Here is a 20,106-nt window from a genome sequence, read left to right as displayed (position 1 = left end):
AGACAACGGCATTGGTCAGCGACCGGGCGACTCGGTAGCGTGAGCGCCATTCAACCCCCTGACCTTGCCGAGAGTCGAAGATGAGTGACGTCGCCCCCGCCGTTTCCCCCGCCACCCGCGAAGAGCGCGACCTGCTGGGTACCCTGGAGGTCCCGGCCGAGGCCTATTACGGCATCCAGACCCTGCGCGCGGTGAACAACTTTCACCTCAGCGGCGTGCCGCTCTCTCATTACCCCAAGCTGGTGATCGCCCTGGCCATGGTCAAGCAGGCCGCCGCCGGCGCCAACCACCGCCTGGGGCACCTGGACAGCGAGCGCTTCCGAGCCATCGGCCACGCCTGCCAGCGGGTGATCGACGGCGAGCACCATGACCAGTTCGTGGTGGACATGATCCAGGGCGGCGCCGGCACCTCCACCAACATGAACGCCAACGAGGTGATCGCCAACCTGGGCCTGGAATTCCTCGGTCACGCCAAGGGGGAGTATCGCCACCTGCACCCCAACAACGACGTCAACATGGCCCAGTCCACCAACGACGCCTACCCCACGGCGATCCGCCTGGGCCTGCTGCTCGGCCACGACTCCCTGCTGGCCAGCCTGGAGAAGCTCTGCCTGGCCTTCTCCGCCAAGGGCGAGGCGTTCGCCGAGGTGCTGAAGATGGGCCGCACCCAGCTCCAGGACGCGGTGCCCATGACCCTGGGACAGGAGTTCCACGCCTATGCCAATACCCTGGGCGAGGACCTGGGCCACCTGACCAAGCAGGTGCCGGCACTGCTCTGCGAGGTCAACCTGGGAGGCACCGCCATCGGCACCGGCATCAACGCCGACCCGCGCTACCAGCGCCTGGCGGTGGAGCGCCTGGCGGCGATCAGCGGCCACCCCCTGGTGCCGGCCCAGGACCTGATCGAGGCCACCTCCGACATGGGCGCCTTCGTGCTCTTCTCCGGCATGCTCAAGCGCCTGGCAGTGAAGCTGTCGAAGATCTGCAACGACCTGCGCCTGCTCTCCAGCGGCCCGCGCACCGGCTTCAACGAGATCAACCTGCCGCCGCGCCAGCCGGGCAGCTCGATCATGCCGGGCAAGGTCAACCCGGTGATTCCCGAGGCCGTCAACCAGGTGGCCTTCGAGGTGATCGGCAACGACCTGGCGCTGACCATGGCGGCGGAGGGCGGCCAGCTGCAGCTCAACGTCATGGAGCCGCTGATCGCCTACAAGATCTTCGACTCCATCCGCCTGCTGACCCGGGCCATGGACATGCTGCGCGAGCACTGCGTGGTGGGCATCACCGCCAACGAGGCGCGCTGCCGGGAGCTGGTGGAGAACTCCATCGGCCTGGTCACCGCCCTGAACCCCTATATCGGCTACGAGAACGCCACCCGCATCGCCCGGGAGGCCCTGGCCTCCGGCCGTGGGGTGCTGGAGCTGGTGCGCGAGGAGCAGCTGCTCGACGACGCCACCCTGGACGATATCCTGCGCCCGGAGCATATGATCGCCCCGCGCCTGGTGCCCCTGGGATAAGTGCCGCTGGGCTGATCCCGGCCAGACCGAGATGAAACTTCCGTGACAGGGGTGGGGCGCGGTCCCGGGACGGGCTAGACTGCGGGGCCGATTTCACGGCAGCAGGAGTCTGCGTCATGCCAGAACCCAAGGGAGGGGTCGGGGAGGTGTTTCGCGCCTTCCTGGCCCTGGGATTGACCTCCTTCGGTGGCCCCATCGCCCACCTCGGTTACTTTCGCAACGAGTTCGTCGCCCGGCGCCGCTGGCTCGACGAGCGTGCCTACGCCGACCTGGTCGCGCTCTGCCAGTTCCTGCCCGGGCCGGCCAGCAGCCAGGTGGGCTTCGCCCTGGGCCTGCTGCGGGCCGGCCCCTGGGGGGCCCTCGCCGCCTGGGCCGCCTTTACCCTGCCTTCGGCGCTGCTGCTGATGGCCTTCGCCCTGGGCGCGGCGGCCTTCGACGGCCCCCTGGCCGCGAGCCTGATCCAGGGCCTGAAGATCGTCGCCGTGGCCATCGTCGCCCATGCGGTCTGGGGCATGGCCCAGACCCTCTGCCCCGACCGGCCCCGGGCCGGCATCGCGGTGGCGGCGGTACTGGTGGTGGCCCTGGTGGGCGGCGCCGGCGGTCAGGTGGGGGCCATCCTGCTGGGCGGCCTGGCGGGGCTGTGGCTATGTCGCGACGGTCAGGGCGGCGCCGGCGAGGCGCTGGCCCTGCCCCTCTCGCGGCGCACCGCCCGCCGCTGCCTGGGGCTCTTCGTCGCCCTGCTGCTGGGCCTGCCACTGCTGGTCTGGCTGGGCGCCTCGGCCCTGGGGCTGGTGGACGCCTTCTACCGGGCCGGGGCCCTGGTGTTCGGCGGCGGCCATGTGGTCTTGCCGCTGCTGGAGGCGGAGATGGTGCAGGCCGGCCGGGTCAGCGCCGACGACTTCCTGGCCGGCTATGGCGCCGCCCAGGCGGTGCCCGGCCCGCTGTTCACCTTCGCCGCCTACCTGGGCATGGTGACCCAGGGGGGCGGCGTCGCGACCGCCCTGCTGGCCCTGGTGGCGCTCTTCGTGCCGGGGATGCTGTTGCTGCTGGCGGCGCTGCCCTACTGGGGCGAGCTGCGCGCCCGCCCGACCATGCAGGCGGCCCTGCGCGGCACCAACGCCGCCGTGGTGGGCCTGCTGGGGGCGGCCCTCTACCAGCCGGTGTTCACCGCCGGGGTGATCGGCCCGACGGCCTTCGCCCTGGCGCTGCTGGGCTTCGTGCTGCTGGCGGTATGGCGGCTGCCGCCCTGGGTGGTGGTGCTGGTGTGCCCGCTGGGGGCGGTGCTGCTGGGGCTCTAAGCGCTCCCAGCGTTAAGCCGCCACGGCTTGTTTCTATATGCATTCCCGCTGATCATGGGGAAGACGCGCCCCCGGCCTGGTGCTGGTCTAGGCTACGGGCAAGCGCGGGCGAATCGATAACAACAGGAGTGGGTGAATGAGCATGCAGATCTCGCTGGTGGTGGTTCCCGTGGACGGCTCCCAGGCCTCCATCGCCGCGGTGCAACATGCCGGCCAGTTGGCGCAGTTATGGCGGGTGCCCCTGCAGCTGCTGCATGTGCAGCCGCTGTTTCCCGCCGAGCTCAGCGACATTCCCGCCAACCGCCTCCACGAGGTGGATCACGACCACGAGGTGTTGCAGTCCTCGGTCTCCCAGGCCTTCGCCCGGGCCCACAAGGCCCTCGGTCCCGACTTCGACCAGCATGTGGAGGAGGTCACCCTCCACGAGCACGACTTCGTGCGCCACCTGGCCCGGGCCATCATCGCCCATGTCAACGAACATCCCGACAGCCTGCTGGTGATGGGCGCCCAGGGCCTGGATACCCTGGGCAAGCTGCTGCGCGGCAACCTCAGCAACACCATCATCCACAAGGCGCGCTTCCCGGTCAGCGTGGTGCATGCGGACATGCCGGGCCGCGGTGGCGGCGAGATCGATCGCATCCTGCTGCCGGTGGATGGCTCCTCCCACAGCGATGCGGGGACCCGCCTGGCCGCCGGCCTGGCCCGGGCCGGTGACCTGCCGGTGGAGCTGCTCTACTGCGTGCCCCGGGACCCGGACGACCCGGCCACGCCGGAAGCTCGCCGCCTGGCGGAGCGCCGGGAGTGCGACTGGATCTTCGCCCATGCCCGCAAGCACCTGGAGGGAGTCACGGAGATCAACGATCACCGCCTGGTGGGACGCTCGCCGGCGGAGGCGATCCTGCAACACGCCGCCCAGACCCCGGGCCACCCCTTCCTGGTGATGGGGCGCCGCGGCCTGAGTCAGTGGCGGGAACACCTGCTGGGCGGCGTCAGCCTCAAGGTGGTGGATCGCTCGCCCTGTCCGGTGGCGGTAATCACCAGCAAGGGTTAGAACAGGCCCTCGATCTCGCCCCGTTCATCCAGCCCCATGCCCTGGGCAGCCGGCTCCCGGGGCAGCCCGGGCAGGGTCATGATGGCACCACATAGCGCCACCACGAAGCCGGCGCCGGCACTGAGTCGTGCCTCGCGGATGTGCAGCCGATGCCCCTCGGGGGCCCCCAGGCGCTGGGGGTCGTCGCTGAAGCTGAAGGGGGTCTTGGCAATGCACACCGGCAGGTGCCCATAACCCGCCGCCTCGAAACGCGCCAGTTGCTCCCGGGCCGCCGGCGCGAGCTCGATCCCCACGGCGCCATAGAGCTCCCGGGCGATGCATTCGAGCTTCTCGGCCAGAGGCAGGGCATCGTCGTAGAGGGGCGCGACCCTCGGCGCCTCGCCCTGCAGCCGAGCGATCACTTCGCTCGCCAGGTCCTCGGCGCCGGCCCCGCCTTCGGCCCAGTGGCGACAGGGCACCACCGTGACCCCCAGGCGACGACCATGGGCCTCCACCCGGGCCAGCTCCTCGACGCTGTCGCCGGCGAAGACGTTCAACGCCACCACCGCCTCCAGGCCGAAGCGGCGCAGAATGCCCAGGTGACGGTCGAGGTTGGCCAGGCCCGCCTCCAGGGCCGCGGGATCGGGCTCGCCCAGGCCCTCCCGGGGGGCGCCGCCGTGATACTTCAGCGCCCGCAGGGTGGCCACCAGCACGGCGGCATCCGGGTAGAGCCCCGCCTGGCGCCCCTTGATATCGATGAACTTCTCGGCCCCCAGGTCGGTGCCGAACCCCGCTTCGGTAACCACCACCTCGGAGAGCGCCAGGGCCGCCCGGGTAGCCGCCAGGGAGTTGCAGCCGTGGGCGATATTGCCGAAGGGGCCACCGTGGACGAAGGCCGGGTTGTGCTCCAGGGTCTGCACCAGGTTGGGCTGGAAGGCGTCCTTGAGCAGCACCGCCATGGCCCCCTGGGCCTCCAGATCGGCGGCGGTGATCGGGGTGTCGTCGCTTCGCCAGGCCACCACGATGCGCCCCAGGCGCCGCTCCAGGTCGTCGAGGTCCTCCGCCAGGCAGAGGATCGCCATCACCTCCGAGGCGGCGGTGATCTCGAAACCGCTCTCCCGGGGCACCGCTCGGGGATCCTCGCCGCGGCCGATCTCGATCTGGCGCAGGGCGCGGTCATTGGTGTCCAGTACGCGCTTCCACACCACCCGTTCGGGGTCGATGGCCAGGGCATTGCCCCAATAGAGGTGGTTGTCGAGCAGGGCGGCGAGGAGGTTGTGGGCGGCGGTAATGGCGTGGAAATCGCCGGTGAAGTGCAGGTTGATCGCCTCCATGGGGCCCACCTGGGCGTGCCCGCCGCCGGCGGCGCCCCCCTTGAGGCCGAAGCAGGGCCCCTGGGAGGGCTCGCGCAGGCAGACCGAGGCCTCGACGCCACGCCGATTGAGGGCATCGCATAGGCCCACGCTGGTGGTGGTCTTGCCCTCGCCGGCGGGGGTGGGGCTCATGGCACTGACCAGCACCAGGCGCCCACGAGGACGCTCGGCAAGGCTCGCCAGGGTGGCATGGGTCAACTTGGCGATCTGATGGCCATAGGGAATCAGGGCCTCGGCGGCGAGCCCCAGGCGCTGCTCGGCCAGGGGCAGGATGGGCCGCAGGGGCGCGGCCCGGGCGATGGCCAGGTCGCTGCTGTCCGGGGCCGCCGAGGAAGCCAGCCCGAGGGAGGTATTCATCATCGCCACTCCTGATTCCGGGCGATGGGCGCCATGCCCATCGCGGGCATTTCCCTAAGCCTGTGTCAGCCAGCGACGCGGCGCCTGCACCGTCACGACAGCGAACTATCCGAGGGCGACGTCGGAGGGGGAAATGGGGTCAGGCCACCCCTTCATAGGCGCCCTTCAGGCGGTAGAACTCCGCCACGATGGCCTCCATGGCCTCGGCGTCGTAGTCGCGCAGGCCGCTGACCACCAGTTTCTTGGAGCCCTTGCCCAGGGGCGCACCGGCACCGCTCAGGGCGAACTCCAGGCGCACGTCGCCGCGCTTGCCGCTGACTTCCAGGGCCGAGTCGGAGAGCTCGAGGGCCGGCTCGCGCACGTCCAGGCGCTCCAGCTCGAAGCCCATGCTGTCGTAGATCACCAGCGGCCGCTGGGGATTGAACATCACTCCCTGGGCCTCCATCAGCGGCTTCAGGTAGTGGGGGAAGTTCTTGCCGGAGAAGGCCACGTAGCGGCGGGTAAAGGCCTCGATCACCGCCTCGTCATGGGTGATCTCGCCACTGCGCTCCACCTCCAGGTAGAGCTTGCCCGCCTCGTCGGTGACGCGGATCAGGCCATCCTCGTCGAGGTGCAGGGCCAGGGGCACCTCGGCGCCCACCATGCTGCGGAAATGGAAAACCATCCGCTGGGAGAGGCCGAAGCGCATCAGCACCAGGGCGAAGAGCAGGTCGCCCGGCACGCAGAAACGCCGCGCGTCCGGGTTGTGAATCGGGTTGTAGTCCCCGGCCACGCCCTTGGCGAAGTGGCTCGCCTGGTCGGCGGAAATGCAGATCCGGCCATCCCTGGCCGAGTGGTAATCATCGAGAAACATCGCTGTCCTGCCCTGCGCGGTGAATCGGTGGCGCCATGGCGCGCCCCAAGCGTGCCCTTTTACCATACCCCGACGCGGCCTGCATCGACCAGACGCGACCTCCCGATGCCGTCGCGTTCGCTCAGCGACGCCCGCGTCGCGACTGCTCCGGGCCGAACCGGTTAAGCCAGCTTGGCCCCGGCCCGTTGGAGAAGCGGGGTCAGCGGCGACCGCGCCGCGACTGCTCGGGCCGGATCAGCTTGACCCGGGCCTTGGCGCGCTTGCGCGGCGGCGCCTCGCCGGGGGGCAGGGTCTCGTCGGAAGGTGGCGGATTGGGCTCGGTGACCACCCAGGCGAAGGTCGGCAGCGACAGCCGCCAGTAGATGGCCGCCAGACGCAGCCCCAGGGTCAGGGCGATGGCCAGGCTCACGCCGAGCCACTGGGCCACCCCCAGGCCGTGGAGCAGCACATAGGCGCTGCCGCCGAGGATCGCCGCGGTGGCATAGATCTCCTGGCGCAGCACCATGGGCACCCGCCGCGCCAGGACGTCGCGGATCATTCCCCCGGCCACCCCGGTCATCATCCCCATCAGCACCGCCACGATGCCCGGCGCTTCCAGGATCAGCGCCTTGTGGGCCCCCAGCACCGTGAACAGCGCCAGGCCGAAGGCGTCGGTGACCGGCAGGAAGGTGCGGGTCAGGCGGTGGATATAGCGAAAGCCGAGGATCGACAGGGCCACCGTGGCGAGAATCACCCACAGGTAGGTGGGATCCTCCACCCAGAACACCGGCCGCACTCCCAGCACCAGGTCGCGCAGGGTGCCGCCGCCGATGCCGGTCACCGCCGCCAGCACCAGCATGCCGAAGGGGTCCATCCGCGAGCGACAGGCAATGATCACCCCGGTCAGGGCGAAGACGATCACCCCGGCCATGTCCAGCCAATAGATCCAACCGGTCACCCTGCCCTCCTCCCATGCGTGCGACGCCTACTGATAGGTCACCACCAGGAAGCACACCAGCTCCTGGTCTCCGCTATTCTCGATAGTGTGGTCGAGGTCGGCGTGATAGTGGGCCGAGTCGCCGGGGCCCAGCAGGCTGACGTTGTCGCCGGCCTGGATCCGCGCCCGCCCCTGGGTCACGGTGAGCAGTTCCCGGGTGCCCTCGAAGTGGGGCGCACTGGGCAGCCGGGCCCCCGGCGAGAGGCGGATCTCGTAGAACTCCACCGACTTCTCCATGTGCAGCGGCGAGAGGGTGCGGATGCGGCATTCCCGGTCGTCGCGGAACAGCTGGTTGGCATCGTCGCTGCGCACCACCTCGATGCGCGAGGCGGTCCAGGGCTGGTCGACCAGCTCGCCGATGCTCAGGCCGAAGGCCTGGGCGATGCGCAGGGTCACCGCCAGGGTGGGGTTGGCGCGGCCGCGCTCGATCTGGCTGAGCATGGAGCGGCTGACCCCGGAGGCCGCCGCCAGTTGGTCCAGGGTCAGGCCGCGCTTCTTGCGCAGCTCGATTACCCGGCCCGAGAGCACCTGGCTGCCCAGGTCGCCGGTGCGCTCGCCCGGGATGGGGGTGGGGGGCGACGTTGCCGTCACGGGACTTCCTCCATGGAGTGCATTTTCCAAAATACAGGAATAATTTCTTGCATCATGGAACTTGTCTGCGATACTGGAATTTATTCCCGTATCTTAAACCCCCTGATCGGGAATGCCAGGGAAATCACCTGCCCAAGGAGACACCATGAAGGCATTGGTCAAGCGTGAGGCCGCACCCGGCCTCTGGCTGGAAGAGGTTCCCGAGCCCCAGGTGGGCATCAATGACGTGCTGATCCGCGTCAAGCGCACCGCCATCTGCGGCACCGACATGCATATCTACAACTGGGACGCCTGGGCCCAGCAGACCATTCCCACCCCCATGGTGGTGGGCCATGAGTTCGTCGGCGAGATCGTCGAGGTGGGCTCCAACGTCAACGACTTCAAGCCGGGCCAGCTGGTCTCCGGCGAGGGCCATGTGGTGTGCGGGCGCTGCCGCAACTGCCTGGCCGGGCGCCGCCACCTGTGCGCCCATACCAGCGGCATCGGCGTCAATCGCCCCGGCGCCTTCGCCGAGTACCTGGCCCTGCCCATGTCCAATGTCTGGGAGCATCGCCCGGGCATCGACCTGGACGTGGCGGCGCTCTTCGACCCCTTCGGCAACGCCGTGCATACCGCCCTGCAGTTCGAGCTGCTGGGCGAGGACGTGCTGATCACCGGGGCCGGGCCCATCGGCGCCATGGCCGCGGCGGTGTGTCGCCACGCAGGGGCCCGCCATGTGGTGGTCACCGACCTCAACCCGGAGCGCCTGGCCCTGGCCCGGCGGCTCGGTGCCACCCGCACCGTGGACGTGCGCCACGAGACCCTCGCCGAGGTGCAGCGCGACCTGGGCATGGCCGAGGGCTTCGACGTGGGCCTGGAGATGAGCGGCAGCCCCGAGGCCTTCCGCGACCTGCTGGCCAACCTCTGTCATGGCGGCAAGGTGGCCATGCTGGGCATCCCCAGCGAGGAGACCGCCATCGACTGGAACACCGTGATCTTCAATATGCTGACCATCAAGGGCATCTATGGCCGGGAGATGTACGAGACCTGGTACAAGATGTCGGTGATGATCGAGTCGGGGCTGGATATCTCCCCGGTGATCACCCATCGCCTGCCCTACCGGGAGTTCCAGCAGGGCTTCGACGCCATGCTCGACGGCTCCGCGGGCAAGGTGGTACTGAACTGGGAATAGGGAGAAAAGCGATGTACGGCGATTTCCGCCAGCACCTGCGCCAGGAGCTCGAGGCCATCGAGGCCGCCGGCCTGACCAAGCACGAACGCCTGATCACCACCCCTCAGGGCGCCCACGTGGGCCTCGACTCGGGTCGCGAGGTGCTCAACCTCTGCGCCAACAACTACCTGGGCCTGGCCCAGCACCCGGCGGTCACCGCCGCCGCCCGGGCCGGCCTCGATACCTGGGGCTATGGCCTCGCCTCGGTGCGTTTTATCTGCGGCACCCAGAGCCTGCACAAGCGGCTGGAGCAGAAGCTCAGCGACTTCCTGGGCACCGAGGACACCATCCTCTACCCCTCCTGCTTCGACGCCAACGGCGGCCTCTTCGAGACCCTGCTGGGCCCCGAGGACGCGGTGATCTCCGATGAGCTCAATCACGCCAGCATCATCGACGGCATCCGCCTGTGCAAGGCGAGCCGCTACCGCTACCGCAACAACGACATGGCCGACCTGGAGGCCCAGCTTCAGGAGGCCGACCGCCGCGGCGCCCGCTTCAAGCTGATCACCACCGACGGCGTCTTCTCCATGGACGGCTATATCGCCCGCCTCGACGAGATCTGCGACCTGGCCGAACGCTACGGCGCCCTGGTCCACTTCGACGACTGTCACGCCACCGGCTTCCTCGGCGCCGGCGGCCGCGGCACCCACGAGTACCGGGGCTGCATGGATCGGGTCGACATCATCACCGGCACCCTGGGCAAGGCCCTGGGCGGCGCCAGCGGCGGCTACACCAGCGGCCGCCGGGAGGTGGTGGAACTGCTGCGCCAGCGCTCGCGTCCCTACCTCTTCTCCAATACCGTGGCGCCGCCGGTGGTGGCCGGGGCCCTCGAGGCCCTGGCGCTGGTCAGCGAGTCCAGCGAGCTGCGGGATCGCCTGGCGGAGAACACCCACCTCTTCCGCGCCGGCCTCGAGGCCCTCGGCTTCGAGCTGCTGCCCGGCGAGCACCCCATCGTGCCGGTGATGCTCCACGACGCCGCCCTGGCGGCGCGCTTCGCCGAGGCGATGCTCGAAGAGGGCATCTATGTGGTGGCCTTCTCCTACCCGGTGGTGCCCCAGGGCAAGGCGCGCATCCGCACCCAGGTCTCCGCCGCCCTCTCCCGGGACGACCTGGAGTTCGCCCTGGCGGCCTTCGGCCGAGTCAAAGAACGGCTGGGACTCTAGCCAATCAGCGGCACGGCCGCCCAGGCGACGACTATGCGGCCAGGGCAAGGCCACACGACGGCGACGCTAGAAGCACGGGCGACTACCACCTTGGTCGTAGTCGCCCCACTCCCGCCCTCCCGGCAGGCATACTGGGCAAACTATAACGATTCAGCTCCCCGATGCCGCCATGTCCCTGATCCCCAGCAAGCTCTCGCCGCCGCCGCTGCCGCCCTGGGTGGTGGCCCGGGAACGTCTCAATGCCCACTTCGTGCTCGACGAGCGGGTGCGCCTGCAGGTGGTGCAGGCCCCGGCGGGCTACGGCAAGAGCACCCTGCTGGCCGAGCGCCTGCCGGCCCTGGAACAGGAGGCGGCCTGGCTGCGCCTGGATGCCCAGGACGATACCCCGGCACGCTTCGCCGCCTACTTCCGCGCCGCCCTGGCCGGCCTGCTGCCCGAGGCCGAGCTGGCCGAGCCCCAGGCCGCCTTCGGCGACAGCGTGGCCGCCTGGCTGGCGGCCCTGCCGGCCAGTCACTCGCCCTGCCGCTTGGTGCTGGACGAGTTCGAGCATATCCGCGACCCCGAGCTCCTCGAGGGCCTCGGCCTGTGGCTGCGCCATCAGCCCCCCTGGCTGACCCTGAGCCTGATCGGCCGCACCGTCCCACCCCTGGGCCTGGCCGCCCTGCGCCTGCGTGGCGAGCTGGAGGAGGTGGATGCCACCGCCCTGGCCTTCGACCTGGAGGAGGCCCAGACCCTGTGCGCCGAACAGCTCAGCTTCCCGCCCACCCGGGTCAGCCTGGAACGCGCCCTGCGCCGCACCGAGGGCTGGGCCATGGCCCTCAACTGGCTGGTGGAGCGCACCACCACCCGGGCCGGCTTCGACGCCCTGGTGGATCGCCTGCAGGGCAGCCACCCGGACTTCGTGGCCTGGTTCGACGACCTGCTGGGCGAGGCTCTCGACGAGGCGGATCGCCGGCTGCTACTACAGCTCGGGGTCCTGGAGCGCTTCTCGCCGCCACTGGTAGCACGCCTGCTGGAGGGGCATCGCCTCTCCCAGCGCCTCGACGACCTGATTCGCGCCGGTCTGTTTATCCAGCGCCTGGCGCCCCATGAGCAGTGGTGTCGCTTCCATCCGCTGTTCGCCGGCTACCTGCACCATCGCCGCCACGAGCTGAGCCTCGAGACCCAGCGCCAGCTGCACCGCCGCGCCAGCCAGGCCTGGCTGGCCCTCGGCGACCCCGCCCTGGCCCTGGCCCAGGCCATCGAGGCGGAGGAGCCGGCCCCCCTGGCCGAGCTGATCGAGACCCAGGGCCCGACGCTGCTGGCCAACGGCCACTTCGCCCTGCTGGCCCGGGGCCTGGACACCCTGGGCGATACCCGGCTGGTCACCTCGCCGCGACTGACCCTGATTCACGGCTGGGTCAGCCATGCCCAGTACCAGTTCGGCCGCACCCGCCAGGCCATCGACTGGATCGAGGCGCAGCTGGAGGCCCCGGAGTGGCAGGCCCTGGCCGCCGAGTTCGCCACCCTGCGCGCCCAGTTGGCCATCAACCAGGGCGATGCCGAGCGGGCCGCCCCCCTGGCCGAGTCGGCCCTGGCCCTGCCGGCCCGCTACCTGGCCGCCACCCCGGTCTCGGCGGCGGCGATCCTCGCCGAGTCGCGCTTCGTGCTGGGCCACCTGGAGGAATCGCTGCGTCGCATCCAGGAGGTGGAGCGCGAAGCCGCCCGCATCCATGACGACCAGTTGCTGCTGTGGGCCCACTGCCACCACTCCGAGACCCTGGTGGCCCAGGGCCGCCTGCAGGCCGCCTACGACGTCCAGGAGCGGGCCCTGGCCCTGGTGGAGCGCAGCGGCCTGGAGCGGCTGCCGATCAGCGAATTCCTCTACCGCATCCGCAGCCAGCTGCTGTGGGAGTGGCACCGCCTGGAGGAGTCGGAGCAGGCCGCGCTGCAGGGCATCGCCGTGCTCGACAACCAGGGCGAGCGCTGGGGGCTGCAGTGCCATATCGGCCTGGCCAAGGTGGCCCTCTCCCGGGGCGACCAGGCCCAGGCCGCCGACCAGATCCGCCGCCTGCGCAAGGTCCTCGCCGAGGGCGACTACCATATCGACTGGCTGGCCAATGCCCACGCCACCCTGCTCGGCTGGTGGCAGGCCAACGATGATCGCGACGCCGTGGCGCGCTGGCTGCAGGAGGCGCCGCCGCCCCAGCCGGCGGTGGCCAGCAACCACTTCGTGCAGTGCAATGTGCGCAACCATGCCCGGGCCCTGACCCTGCTGGAACGCTTCGACGAGGCCGAGGCGCTGCTCGAGGCCCTGGAGGAGCACACCGCCCGCCTCGGCCTGGTCACCGACGCCAACCGCAACCGCCTCTGCCTGGCGGCCCTGGACTGGCAGCGGGGATGCCAGGAAGCGGCCCTGGAGCACCTGCGCCAGGCCCTGACCCTGGCCGGTCGCACCGGCCTCACCGGCAGCTTCCTGCGCCTGGGCCGAACGCTACCGGAGATGCTCCAGGCGTTGCTGGCCGAGGGTGGGCTGGAACGCCTCGACCGGGAGCGCGCCGAGCGGCTGCTGAGCCTGGCCGGACGCCAGCGCGACTTCGGCCAGGCAGTACGCCTGATGCTCGACGACGCCGTGATCGAGGACATCGTCTCGCGCCCCGATGTGCCGGAGCTGATCCGCACCTCGCCGCTGACCCGCCGCGAGTGGCAGATCCTCGGCCTGATCCATGCCGGTCTCTCCAACGAGCAGATCGCCGAACAGCTCGGCGTGGCCCCCACCACCGTCAAGACCCATATCCGCAGCCTCTACCAGAAGCAGGACATCCGCCGCCGCGAGGAGGCCATCGCCCTGGCCGGCGACCTCCTGGCGCGGATCCAGGGGGAGTAGGACCAATGCGCTAGGTCGAAGAAGTTCGGGAGCCGACAGGTCCCCTCATCCACCTTCAGGCCAGTCGCCACCGCCCAGGCCCGCGCGTCTTCCGCTACTGACGACGGGGGCTTGCCAGCGTTACCTCAGCCATCGGTGTCCAAGCCCTCCTTAGCGTCGATAGAATGCATCGAGCTTTTCCTGATGCGCGCGGACCTGCTGCTGGTAGGTCTCGTCGTCCATATCGCGCCAGTAGCGGGGCGGGCGGCCGGTGCGCCGGTCGTGTTCCCGTGTCGTGGGGTCGAGCGGACGGAACTCCTCCCATAGAGGCGTATCGGGCAGCGGCTGGGAGGTGTCCATATAACGCTGCACCATGTCCCAGGCGGCGCGCTGCTCTTCATGGGTGCTGGAGGCACCGAACATGCCGACCAGGGCCACATAGGCTTCCTGGCGGTAGTGGACCAGGCTCAGGTTGAACTGCGGCAACCCCTGGTGGCTGGGCGTGCTCTGCAGGTAGCAGTCGAACTCATGGAAGGGGAGTCGATGGGCCACCTGCCAGGCGGTACTCTTTTTCGCCGGGTTGGCGAAGACCGTGACCATGCCGGTACGCCGATTAAGCTCCCACATGGGGCCAGGCTGATAGCCGGCGGCAAAGTTTGGGAATAGCCGGTAAAGCAAATTCGCCCCCCCCCACATGGACAATAAAACTGAAAACAGCAAAGAATAAAATTTAATAATCGTCGGAAGCGCCTCGCTAAAATAGAAAGTGCTTTGCTGAGATATCGAGGCAAAATATGTCAATATTGTACTTACAGGAAAAATAAAGAGTGCGAAAAAAAAACCAACCATACCTAGGGCACGTATCACCCCAATGATAAAATTGCGCTTGGTCTGGCTGGTATAGCGCAGGCACTCTTCGTCCCAGCGTAAGGGATGTTCGGGACGATCTGTGGGGCGTGGCGTATGCCCCGGCATCTGCTCGATCTCGCGCAGTTTTGCCGGTTTCATATCTTGTAGTTCACGCATCGGAAACAGATCCACCGTCGGGCAACGATGGGGCAGGCGCTGGCCGCTGGCGGCGGATAGACGAAAGCGCCTCGAGTGCTCACTCTCGTCTTGTCGCGGGGTATCCATGCGCTCCGCGGTATGGGCATCGGTGCCATAGGTGATGGGCGTCATATCAGCCATCGGTGTCCTCGTTATCTTGATGCGTCGTTTCGTCGGCCCAGTAGGGCTGGTCGGTGCGCTCGAAGTCGGGAACGAGCGGGTTACCATTTCCCGTCTTGGTCGGTGCCGGTGCCGGCAAGACACGCGGCAGCATAACGCTGTTGGCGGGCTCCTTGCGCCATTGAGCCCTTACCCTTAGCTGATGGGTCGTGCGGCGTTCCGGGCGCCAGAGATTGCCCGGCTGCGTTTCCGGTTCCGGCACCCAGAGATAATGCTCCCTGCCATCGGTGGTGGCGCGCTCGAAGAGTGGAGTGATCGGCTCGCCCACCTCGCTTTGCTCCTCGAGCCACCGGGAGTAGCCGTCCTTGCGAAACTCGTGCTTGCGCTCGGTGACGACACGGCAGCGAAACAGGGCGACCTGCTCCCAACTCGGCGCCAGCCCGGGCAGGTTGCTGTTGATCACCACCCGGGTATTGGCGGAAGGGCCCGAGGATTGGACCAGCGCCTGCTGGGCCATCAGGCGATCCGTATAGGCCATGGGGTGGCTGGGGCTAAGCAGGCCAATGGCGGGGCGCCGTTCGGAATCCTCGACGACGGACTCGGCGGTGGCCCGACCGATCGGCTCGATACGAATACGGATATTGGCAAACAGGCTGACCAGACGATCGAAGGCCTCGGCGGGATCGTTACGCCATGCATAGCGTTCGTTGCTGCCGAAGGGCCCGAGGCGCAGCCACTCCTCGATCTCGTTGTCGGTCAGCCAGATCGATAACGCGACCGCGGCGATGGACAGGCCGAGGGCGATCCAGCCCACCGGCCCCAGGCCGAGCCAGAGCGGGCTGGTCTTGACCAGCCCCGAGCCGGCCACCACCAGGGTGCTGACCGAGGCGATACTAAGCGCGATACCCGCCCCGATATTGCCATGCTGGAAACGTGTCCAGGCATCCCAAGCCAGCAAGGCGGCGCTAACCACGCCGGCTAGCGAGCCCGCTAGGTTGACGACGGTAATCGTTCCCTTGAGTCGACTTCCAACCCTTATTAACAAGGTAGATTGTGAACGCATCAAGGCATTTCCCAAGGGGAGATGCCGGCTAATAACACTGGAGCGAAGCTGGTTAAGGCTATCGTGTCGCTTGCCATAAAACTCAAGAGCTTTTAAGGAAGCGATAGTCACATCGAAGGCTGCACTTGAAATTCCAGCGAAATTTCTCCCTGAAAGGCGGCTCATGAGCCTCTGCCACTCTTGTCGCAGGTTAAATAATTCAAATACCGTAATAATATATGGCAATCGTACCCTATCGGTGACGCCCGCGACGCCTACCTGCATTCGCGCCCGGCGCGACAGCCGGGCCGCTTCGGAGTCGGCCTCGGCCACCAGTACGATCAGATGCGGCTCGTTGGCCGTCGCGGACAGGGCCGCCATGCTTCTCGCCTGGCTGGGCGTCAGGGTCCTTCCCGAGGCCTGGCGCACCGCCCCCTCGAAACTCTGGCGTGCCTGGCCCTGGGCGCCCTGGCGGCTGGCGCTGCGCTCCTGCTCGGTGAGGCCGTTGTAGAGTTGGCCGCGTGAGTCGCGAACACCGAGGATAACCAGATCCTCACGCACGTTGCCACGCGCGGTACCGGTAATCGACCCGAACAGCTCCGAGAAACCCACCCTCGCCAGGCGTGCGGCCGGCAGGGCGATGGCCTGCCGTGCGCTCTCGTCGAACAGCACGTTGGCATGCTCGGCGAGGCGGCCGAACACGAGATCCACCGCACCGCCCCAGCGCTTTAGCTCGGCACTGGGGGTGAAGCCCTCGGCACGGCTTATTGCCGCAAGATACGCCGTCTCCTGGAGCTGAAGATCATCCTCCGCGGTGGGAAATTCCTGCTCCGCCTGTTGTGCTAGTGCCTTGAGGCGCACGCGGCCGTCGCCCGGGTTCTCCTCCTCCTCGGGCAGCACCAGCGGTACCTCGAGTGGCGTCTCCTCATTGCTGGGGAATAGCATGGCATGCAAGGTGTAGCGGCTGCCGTCTCGCAACACATCGACCAGGAAACGCTGTGGCCGAGTCGGTGACGTGGGCGGGTCGTCATTCAGGGGATCGGCATCGCCCGGCGAATCACGCAACGCTTCCAGCAGGTCGGCTACCAGCGCATAGGCACCAAGGTAGTCGTGACCCTCCAGGCTGAACAGGTCGGCCAGTAGCGCATTGCCCTCGCGGCTGAGCAGTAGGCCATGCAGCCGCGCCTGATAGACTTCGAGCTGGCCGCGAGCCAGCTCTCTCTGGGCATGGCGCAGGATGCGCTGGAGCTCACCGGAGTCGCTCAGGTCGGCCTTGTCGGCAAAGCGGCGCAGCGCATTCGCCTGGCCGGCCTTGTCGTGGCGTTTGAGAATGGTCTGGTTGACCAGCGCGGCGCACTCGTAGAACTCGTCCTGGGCGGCCAATGCAGGAATCTGCTGCAGATACTCGAGGGCGGCTCGACAGCCATGCAGGCTGTGGCGTAGCTCGAACAGGGTATCCACCAGTACCAGCCCGGGAATTTCACGCTCCCGCGCGTCAACGAGACAATCCTGGGCTTCGCCCAGCCCATCCCAGATGGCATTGACGGCATCCGAATCGTCGCCGTCCTGGGCCATGCGCGCTTTCAGCACCTGACAACGGGCGGAGGCCTGCAGATAGAGGGGCCCCGCCGGCTCGCCATAGCCATTACCGGAACGCATGCCTTCATCGGCGGCGGCACGGGCCGAGTCCCCTGCATCGAAGCGAGTGAGCTCCTCCGTGGCCTGGTCACGCAACCGTGACAGGTAGTCGCCGATCAGGTCTTGGGTCAAGGCATTCGGCGTGGCGGTATGCTGCTCTGCCAAGCCGATGCGCAGGCGCTGAGGCTCGTCATTGGAGAGCGAGTACAACTGACCGGGCAAAGCGAAGTCGTTGGTGCTCGACAGGTTGACGGCATGGCAGCGTGTGCGCTGGGCGTGGCTGTCCGCCAGTAGATAGTTGATCCGGGCGGCCGACCACTGCACCTCGGAATAGGCGAGACGCACGCCGCCATCGATATGGCGTTCATTGGCTCGGCAGGGCAGCCAGACCTCTTCGAGCGCGACCCCGACGGCAGGTCGGCGATCGTCCCGATAGCGCTCATCTCCATCGCGATGGGCGGCCAGATCAATATCGCGAAATTCCATCTGCCCCGATTCGGCATTGGCGGAGGCCTCGATCTCCCGCCACAGCTTGTCGCCGTAAAAGACATACACATAGCCGGGGCGCAGCGGCAGCGCATGCCGTGCGTTCCGCTCCAGCCCTTGCCAGAGCGCCATCGGCAGCACGGGCTGGATAACGTTGTCCTGCAGGCGAGGCTTGCGGGGGCTCTTGAAGAGCCTCTCCAGCAGTGGCAACCGAATGGGATCGCCGTTTTCGCTGGCAATATGCAACTGGGCATCGACACGCTGGTAACCTTGCCAGCACCACTGGTGCAATACGCTGACCGGGTTGGGCAGTGCTTCGGTGTCAGCCTCGCCGAAGGCCTCGAGGCGCTCCCCCGAGTGAGCGTCGACGATCACGATCTCGTGTCCGGCGGGGTGATCCTTGCCCATGACCTGGATAAAGAGCTTCTCGCTCTCGCAGGCGAGATTACCCAGATTGCCTCTGCTCATGCCCAGTCTCTCCCGGTGGTCGTCTTGTCTTCCTGGGTGTCGAAATGCTGCTTCAGCATCGCCAACCGCTTATCGGCTGGCTGTGCCACCCATGTCTCGGGCAGCGCTGCCTGGTGATGCGCGATGCGCAGGACCAGAAAGTCGGCCAGGTCCTGCTGGGGAATCGATAGGCGTGCGGCGTCGCCCAGTGCCGATAGGAAGCGCTTGGCGTGCTCTGCGCTGGCCTCATCGAGCGCGGCTCGCTCGACCAAGTGGCGCCATAGCGGGTAGTGGTCGAGCAAGTCCTCCAGCTCGCCCTCCTGGGCGTGCGTCAGCTCCGGCACATCGTCGGACTCGACGACTGCCGTCGCCTCGGAGGTGGCGCTGCAGGCGTACCAGCAAGCCCCCCGTTGGGCGCGTTGCGCGAAGGTCCCGCCGAACCAGATCACGCGCTCGAGCGGCCCAAGCCAGGTGTCCAGCGCCTCATCCGCACTGAAGAATGCGGCCGCGACCCAAGGGTCGTAATAACGCAACAAGGCCTGCCGCTTGCCATAGAAGCGTATGTCCAGGCGCTTGCGCAGCTGGGCCAGTACCCGGGCCGGTGTGGCCGTGCTGTTTACCAGGATACCCTCCAGCGACGGGGCGCCATGGCCGGTGGCGAATGCCTCCAGCAACGCACTGCCGGGTGAGACACGCACGACCAGCGGGCTCTGATCGGCCAGCGCCGCATAACGCGTGTCATGGAACAACCACGCGATGTCGGGCGCCGACTCCAGCGCGTAGAGCCGCTCGAAGGTTTGCGGATGGCGTTCGAGGACCAGCCAGCTCCCCCGCTCATCGGGCAGCAGCTCCGCGATCTGCGCAGCACTGACGAGATGGCTCATACCGCCTGGCCTCTCTCGTCACAGGGGCAGTCCTCACCCAGCGGACAAGGGCCTCCATCGGCGGGCTTCTGGCAAGGTTCCACCAGGGGGGCGTGGGCGATCATGGCCTGTTCCAGACGATGGCCGAAGATCGGCCCCAGGGTCATATCCTCATGGCTCTCCGCCACGGCATGGCCCGGCAGCAGCGGGGCCTCGGCGGCCTGGCCGCTGCCCGAGCCGGGGCTGCCGCCGGCATTGATCTTGACGCTGGGGCCGGCGAGGGTCACGCCGCCGCCGTCGAGCTTGAGGAAGCTGCCGCCGGCGTTCAGGGTCAGCTCGCTGCCGGCCTCCAGTACGACCTGATGGCCGGCCTTGATATGCAGCTCGCGGCCACACTCGCTGAGCCAGGCCTGGCCGGCCCGGACGTGCAGGCTGCCCTGGACGATCAGGTGCTGGTTGCCGTCGCTCTGCTCATGGCGGTTGCCGTGGACACGGTGGTGCTCGTCGTTATCGATTTCGGCGAGTCGGTCGTTCGCGACCCGCAGGAAGCTGTCGTGGCCGATCGCCTCGGTGCGGTCGTTATTGGTGAGTAGCTCCAGGTCCTTCTGGGCGTGCAGCCAGATCTGCTCCTGGTCGGCCTGGTCCTCGAAGCGCAGCTCGTTGAAGCCCTCGCCCTGGTGGCTCTGGGTGCGCAGCACGGTGCGGGTCTTGTGCTCGGGCAGCGCGTAGGGCGGGGTGTTGACCGCGTGGTAGGTGCGCCCGGTGATCAGCGGCTGGTCGGGATCCCCCTCCAGGAAGGAGACGATCACCTCGTGGCCGATGCGCGGGATGGCCATGGCGCCGTAGCCGCCGCCGGCCCAGCCCTGGGCCACGCGCAGCCAGCAACTGGCGGTGTCGTCCGGGGCCGCATAGCGGTCCCAGGGGAACTGCACCTTGACCCGGCCGTGTTCGTCGCAGTGGATCTCCTCGCCCTCGGGGCCGACCACGAAGGCCACCTGGGGGCCGTCGACCCGGGGCCGGACGGGCGGTTCGGGACGCCAGGCGCGGTCGGCGGGGGCCAGCACCAGGGTGTTGGCGAGGGTGGTCAGGCCATCGGCCTGGGCGGCCTCCTCCTCCAGGGCCTGGGGCTGGGTGCCGCTGTGAACCGCCGCCACCACCTGCCAGTCGCGGTTGGTCTCCTCGAGGTCGTGGCCCTCGAGGGTGAAGCGGGTGCCGGGGGCCAGCTCCGGCAGGTCGCTCTCGGCCTCGGC

At 68.2% G+C, this 20,106-nt stretch carries 14 protein-coding genes; 6 read left to right on the top strand and 8 right to left on the bottom strand.

The genetic code is table 11. From position 1 onward, the window contains the following. Positions 1-80: 80 nt before the first annotated feature. The 3 genes from IHD13_RS04610 to IHD13_RS04600 all read left to right on the top strand — a co-directional run bounded on the left by IHD13_RS04610 (position 81) and on the right by IHD13_RS04600 (position 3,866). Positions 81-1,517 (top strand): aspartate ammonia-lyase, encoded by a 1,437-nt coding sequence (locus tag IHD13_RS04610; protein ID WP_195859864.1) that lies wholly within the window; start codon positions 81-83, stop codon positions 1,515-1,517. 116 nt (positions 1,518-1,633) lie between these two features. Then, on the top strand, positions 1,634-2,815 hold the full coding sequence (chrA, locus tag IHD13_RS04605; RefSeq protein WP_195859863.1) for a chromate efflux transporter: 1,182 nt from the start codon (positions 1,634-1,636) through the stop codon (positions 2,813-2,815). Between the two features lie 136 nt (positions 2,816-2,951). After that, entirely contained in the window at positions 2,952-3,866 is a 915-nt protein-coding gene (locus IHD13_RS04600) for a universal stress protein (RefSeq protein WP_195859862.1), read from the top strand. Here IHD13_RS04600 and IHD13_RS04595 read toward each other — a convergent pair. From IHD13_RS04595 to IHD13_RS04580, 4 genes are all read right to left on the bottom strand, one after another. Next, positions 3,863-5,575, bottom strand: a complete 1,713-nt coding sequence (locus IHD13_RS04595; RefSeq protein ID WP_195859861.1) for a formate--tetrahydrofolate ligase — start codon at positions 5,573-5,575, stop codon at positions 3,863-3,865. The genes IHD13_RS04600 and IHD13_RS04595 overlap by 4 nt on opposite strands. 139 nt (positions 5,576-5,714) lie before the next feature. Continuing rightward, positions 5,715-6,428: a DUF3581 domain-containing protein gene (locus IHD13_RS04590; RefSeq protein WP_195859860.1), complete on the bottom strand. Its 714-nt coding sequence runs from the start codon at positions 6,426-6,428 to the stop codon at positions 5,715-5,717. Between the two features lie 199 nt (positions 6,429-6,627). After that, positions 6,628-7,365 carry a trimeric intracellular cation channel family protein gene (locus tag IHD13_RS04585; protein ID WP_195859859.1) on the bottom strand — a complete coding sequence of 246 codons (738 nt, stop codon included), beginning with the start codon at positions 7,363-7,365 and terminating at the stop codon, positions 6,628-6,630. Positions 7,366-7,392: 27 nt separating this feature from the next. Further along, a complete protein-coding gene (locus IHD13_RS04580; protein WP_326838313.1) occupies positions 7,393-7,995 on the bottom strand; it encodes a helix-turn-helix domain-containing protein in 603 nt (200 codons plus the stop codon). 145 nt (positions 7,996-8,140) lie between these two features. Here IHD13_RS04580 and tdh point away from each other — a divergent pair, with 145 nt between their 5' ends. The 3 genes from tdh (at position 8,141) to malT (ending at position 13,234) form a co-directional block, all read left to right on the top strand. Next, positions 8,141-9,166: an L-threonine 3-dehydrogenase gene (gene tdh / locus IHD13_RS04575; RefSeq protein WP_195859858.1), complete on the top strand. Its 1,026-nt coding sequence runs from the start codon at positions 8,141-8,143 to the stop codon at positions 9,164-9,166. An 11-nt stretch (positions 9,167-9,177) separates the two neighbouring features. Continuing rightward, a complete protein-coding gene (kbl, locus tag IHD13_RS04570) occupies positions 9,178-10,368 on the top strand; it encodes a glycine C-acetyltransferase (RefSeq protein ID WP_195859857.1) in 1,191 nt (396 codons plus the stop codon). 169 nt (positions 10,369-10,537) lie between these two features. After that, on the top strand, positions 10,538-13,234 hold the full coding sequence (gene malT / locus IHD13_RS04565; RefSeq protein WP_195859856.1) for an HTH-type transcriptional regulator MalT: 2,697 nt from the start codon (positions 10,538-10,540) through the stop codon (positions 13,232-13,234). A gap of 150 nt (positions 13,235-13,384) precedes the next feature. Here malT and IHD13_RS04560 read toward each other — a convergent pair whose 3' ends face one another. From IHD13_RS04560 to IHD13_RS04545, 4 genes are all read right to left on the bottom strand, one after another. Continuing rightward, complete coding sequence (locus IHD13_RS04560) at positions 13,385-14,401, bottom strand: hypothetical protein (RefSeq protein WP_195859855.1); 1,017 nt, start codon at positions 14,399-14,401, stop codon at positions 13,385-13,387. Then, the gene (locus IHD13_RS04555) at positions 14,394-18,014 is read right to left on the bottom strand and encodes a toxin VasX (protein ID WP_195859854.1); all 3,621 of its coding nucleotides are present in this window, start codon (positions 18,012-18,014) and stop codon (positions 14,394-14,396) included. Before IHD13_RS04555 ends, IHD13_RS04560 begins: the two co-directional genes overlap by 8 nt. After that, positions 18,011-18,877 carry a DUF4123 domain-containing protein gene (locus IHD13_RS04550; RefSeq protein ID WP_195859853.1) on the bottom strand — a complete coding sequence of 289 codons (867 nt, stop codon included), beginning with the start codon at positions 18,875-18,877 and terminating at the stop codon, positions 18,011-18,013. Before IHD13_RS04550 ends, IHD13_RS04555 begins: the two co-directional genes overlap by 4 nt. Then, the coding region (locus IHD13_RS04545) for a type VI secretion system Vgr family protein (RefSeq protein ID WP_195859852.1) at positions 18,874-20,106 on the bottom strand (1,233 nt) is incomplete at its 5' end. The genes IHD13_RS04550 and IHD13_RS04545, both read right to left, overlap by 4 nt.

This window comes from Halomonas sp. 328, assembly GCF_015645095.1.
Lineage (GTDB): Bacteria > Pseudomonadota > Gammaproteobacteria > Pseudomonadales > Halomonadaceae > Bisbaumannia.
This window is presented reverse-complemented; position numbering and strand designations above follow the sequence as displayed.

Bases quoted from the DNA above. Each gene is read 5' to 3' on its own strand.
- IHD13_RS04610 (WP_195859864.1), top strand. From the start codon at position 81: ATGAGTGACGTCGCCCCCGCCGTTTCCCCCGCCACCCGCGAAGAGCGC.
- chrA (WP_195859863.1), top strand. From the start codon at position 1,634: ATGCCAGAACCCAAGGGAGGGGTCGGGGAGGTGTTTCGCGCCTTCCTG.
- IHD13_RS04600 (WP_195859862.1), top strand. From the start codon at position 2,952: ATGAGCATGCAGATCTCGCTGGTGGTGGTTCCCGTGGACGGCTCCCAG.
- IHD13_RS04595 (WP_195859861.1), bottom strand. From the start codon at position 5,575: ATGAATACCTCCCTCGGGCTGGCTTCCTCGGCGGCCCCGGACAGCAGC.
- IHD13_RS04590 (WP_195859860.1), bottom strand. From the start codon at position 6,428: ATGTTTCTCGATGATTACCACTCGGCCAGGGATGGCCGGATCTGCATT.
- tdh (WP_195859858.1), top strand. From the start codon at position 8,141: ATGAAGGCATTGGTCAAGCGTGAGGCCGCACCCGGCCTCTGGCTGGAA.
- kbl (WP_195859857.1), top strand. From the start codon at position 9,178: ATGTACGGCGATTTCCGCCAGCACCTGCGCCAGGAGCTCGAGGCCATC.
- malT (WP_195859856.1), top strand. From the start codon at position 10,538: ATGTCCCTGATCCCCAGCAAGCTCTCGCCGCCGCCGCTGCCGCCCTGG.
- IHD13_RS04560 (WP_195859855.1), bottom strand. From the start codon at position 14,401: ATGGCTGATATGACGCCCATCACCTATGGCACCGATGCCCATACCGCG.
- IHD13_RS04555 (WP_195859854.1), bottom strand. From the start codon at position 18,014: ATGAGCAGAGGCAATCTGGGTAATCTCGCCTGCGAGAGCGAGAAGCTC.
- IHD13_RS04550 (WP_195859853.1), bottom strand. From the start codon at position 18,877: ATGAGCCATCTCGTCAGTGCTGCGCAGATCGCGGAGCTGCTGCCCGAT.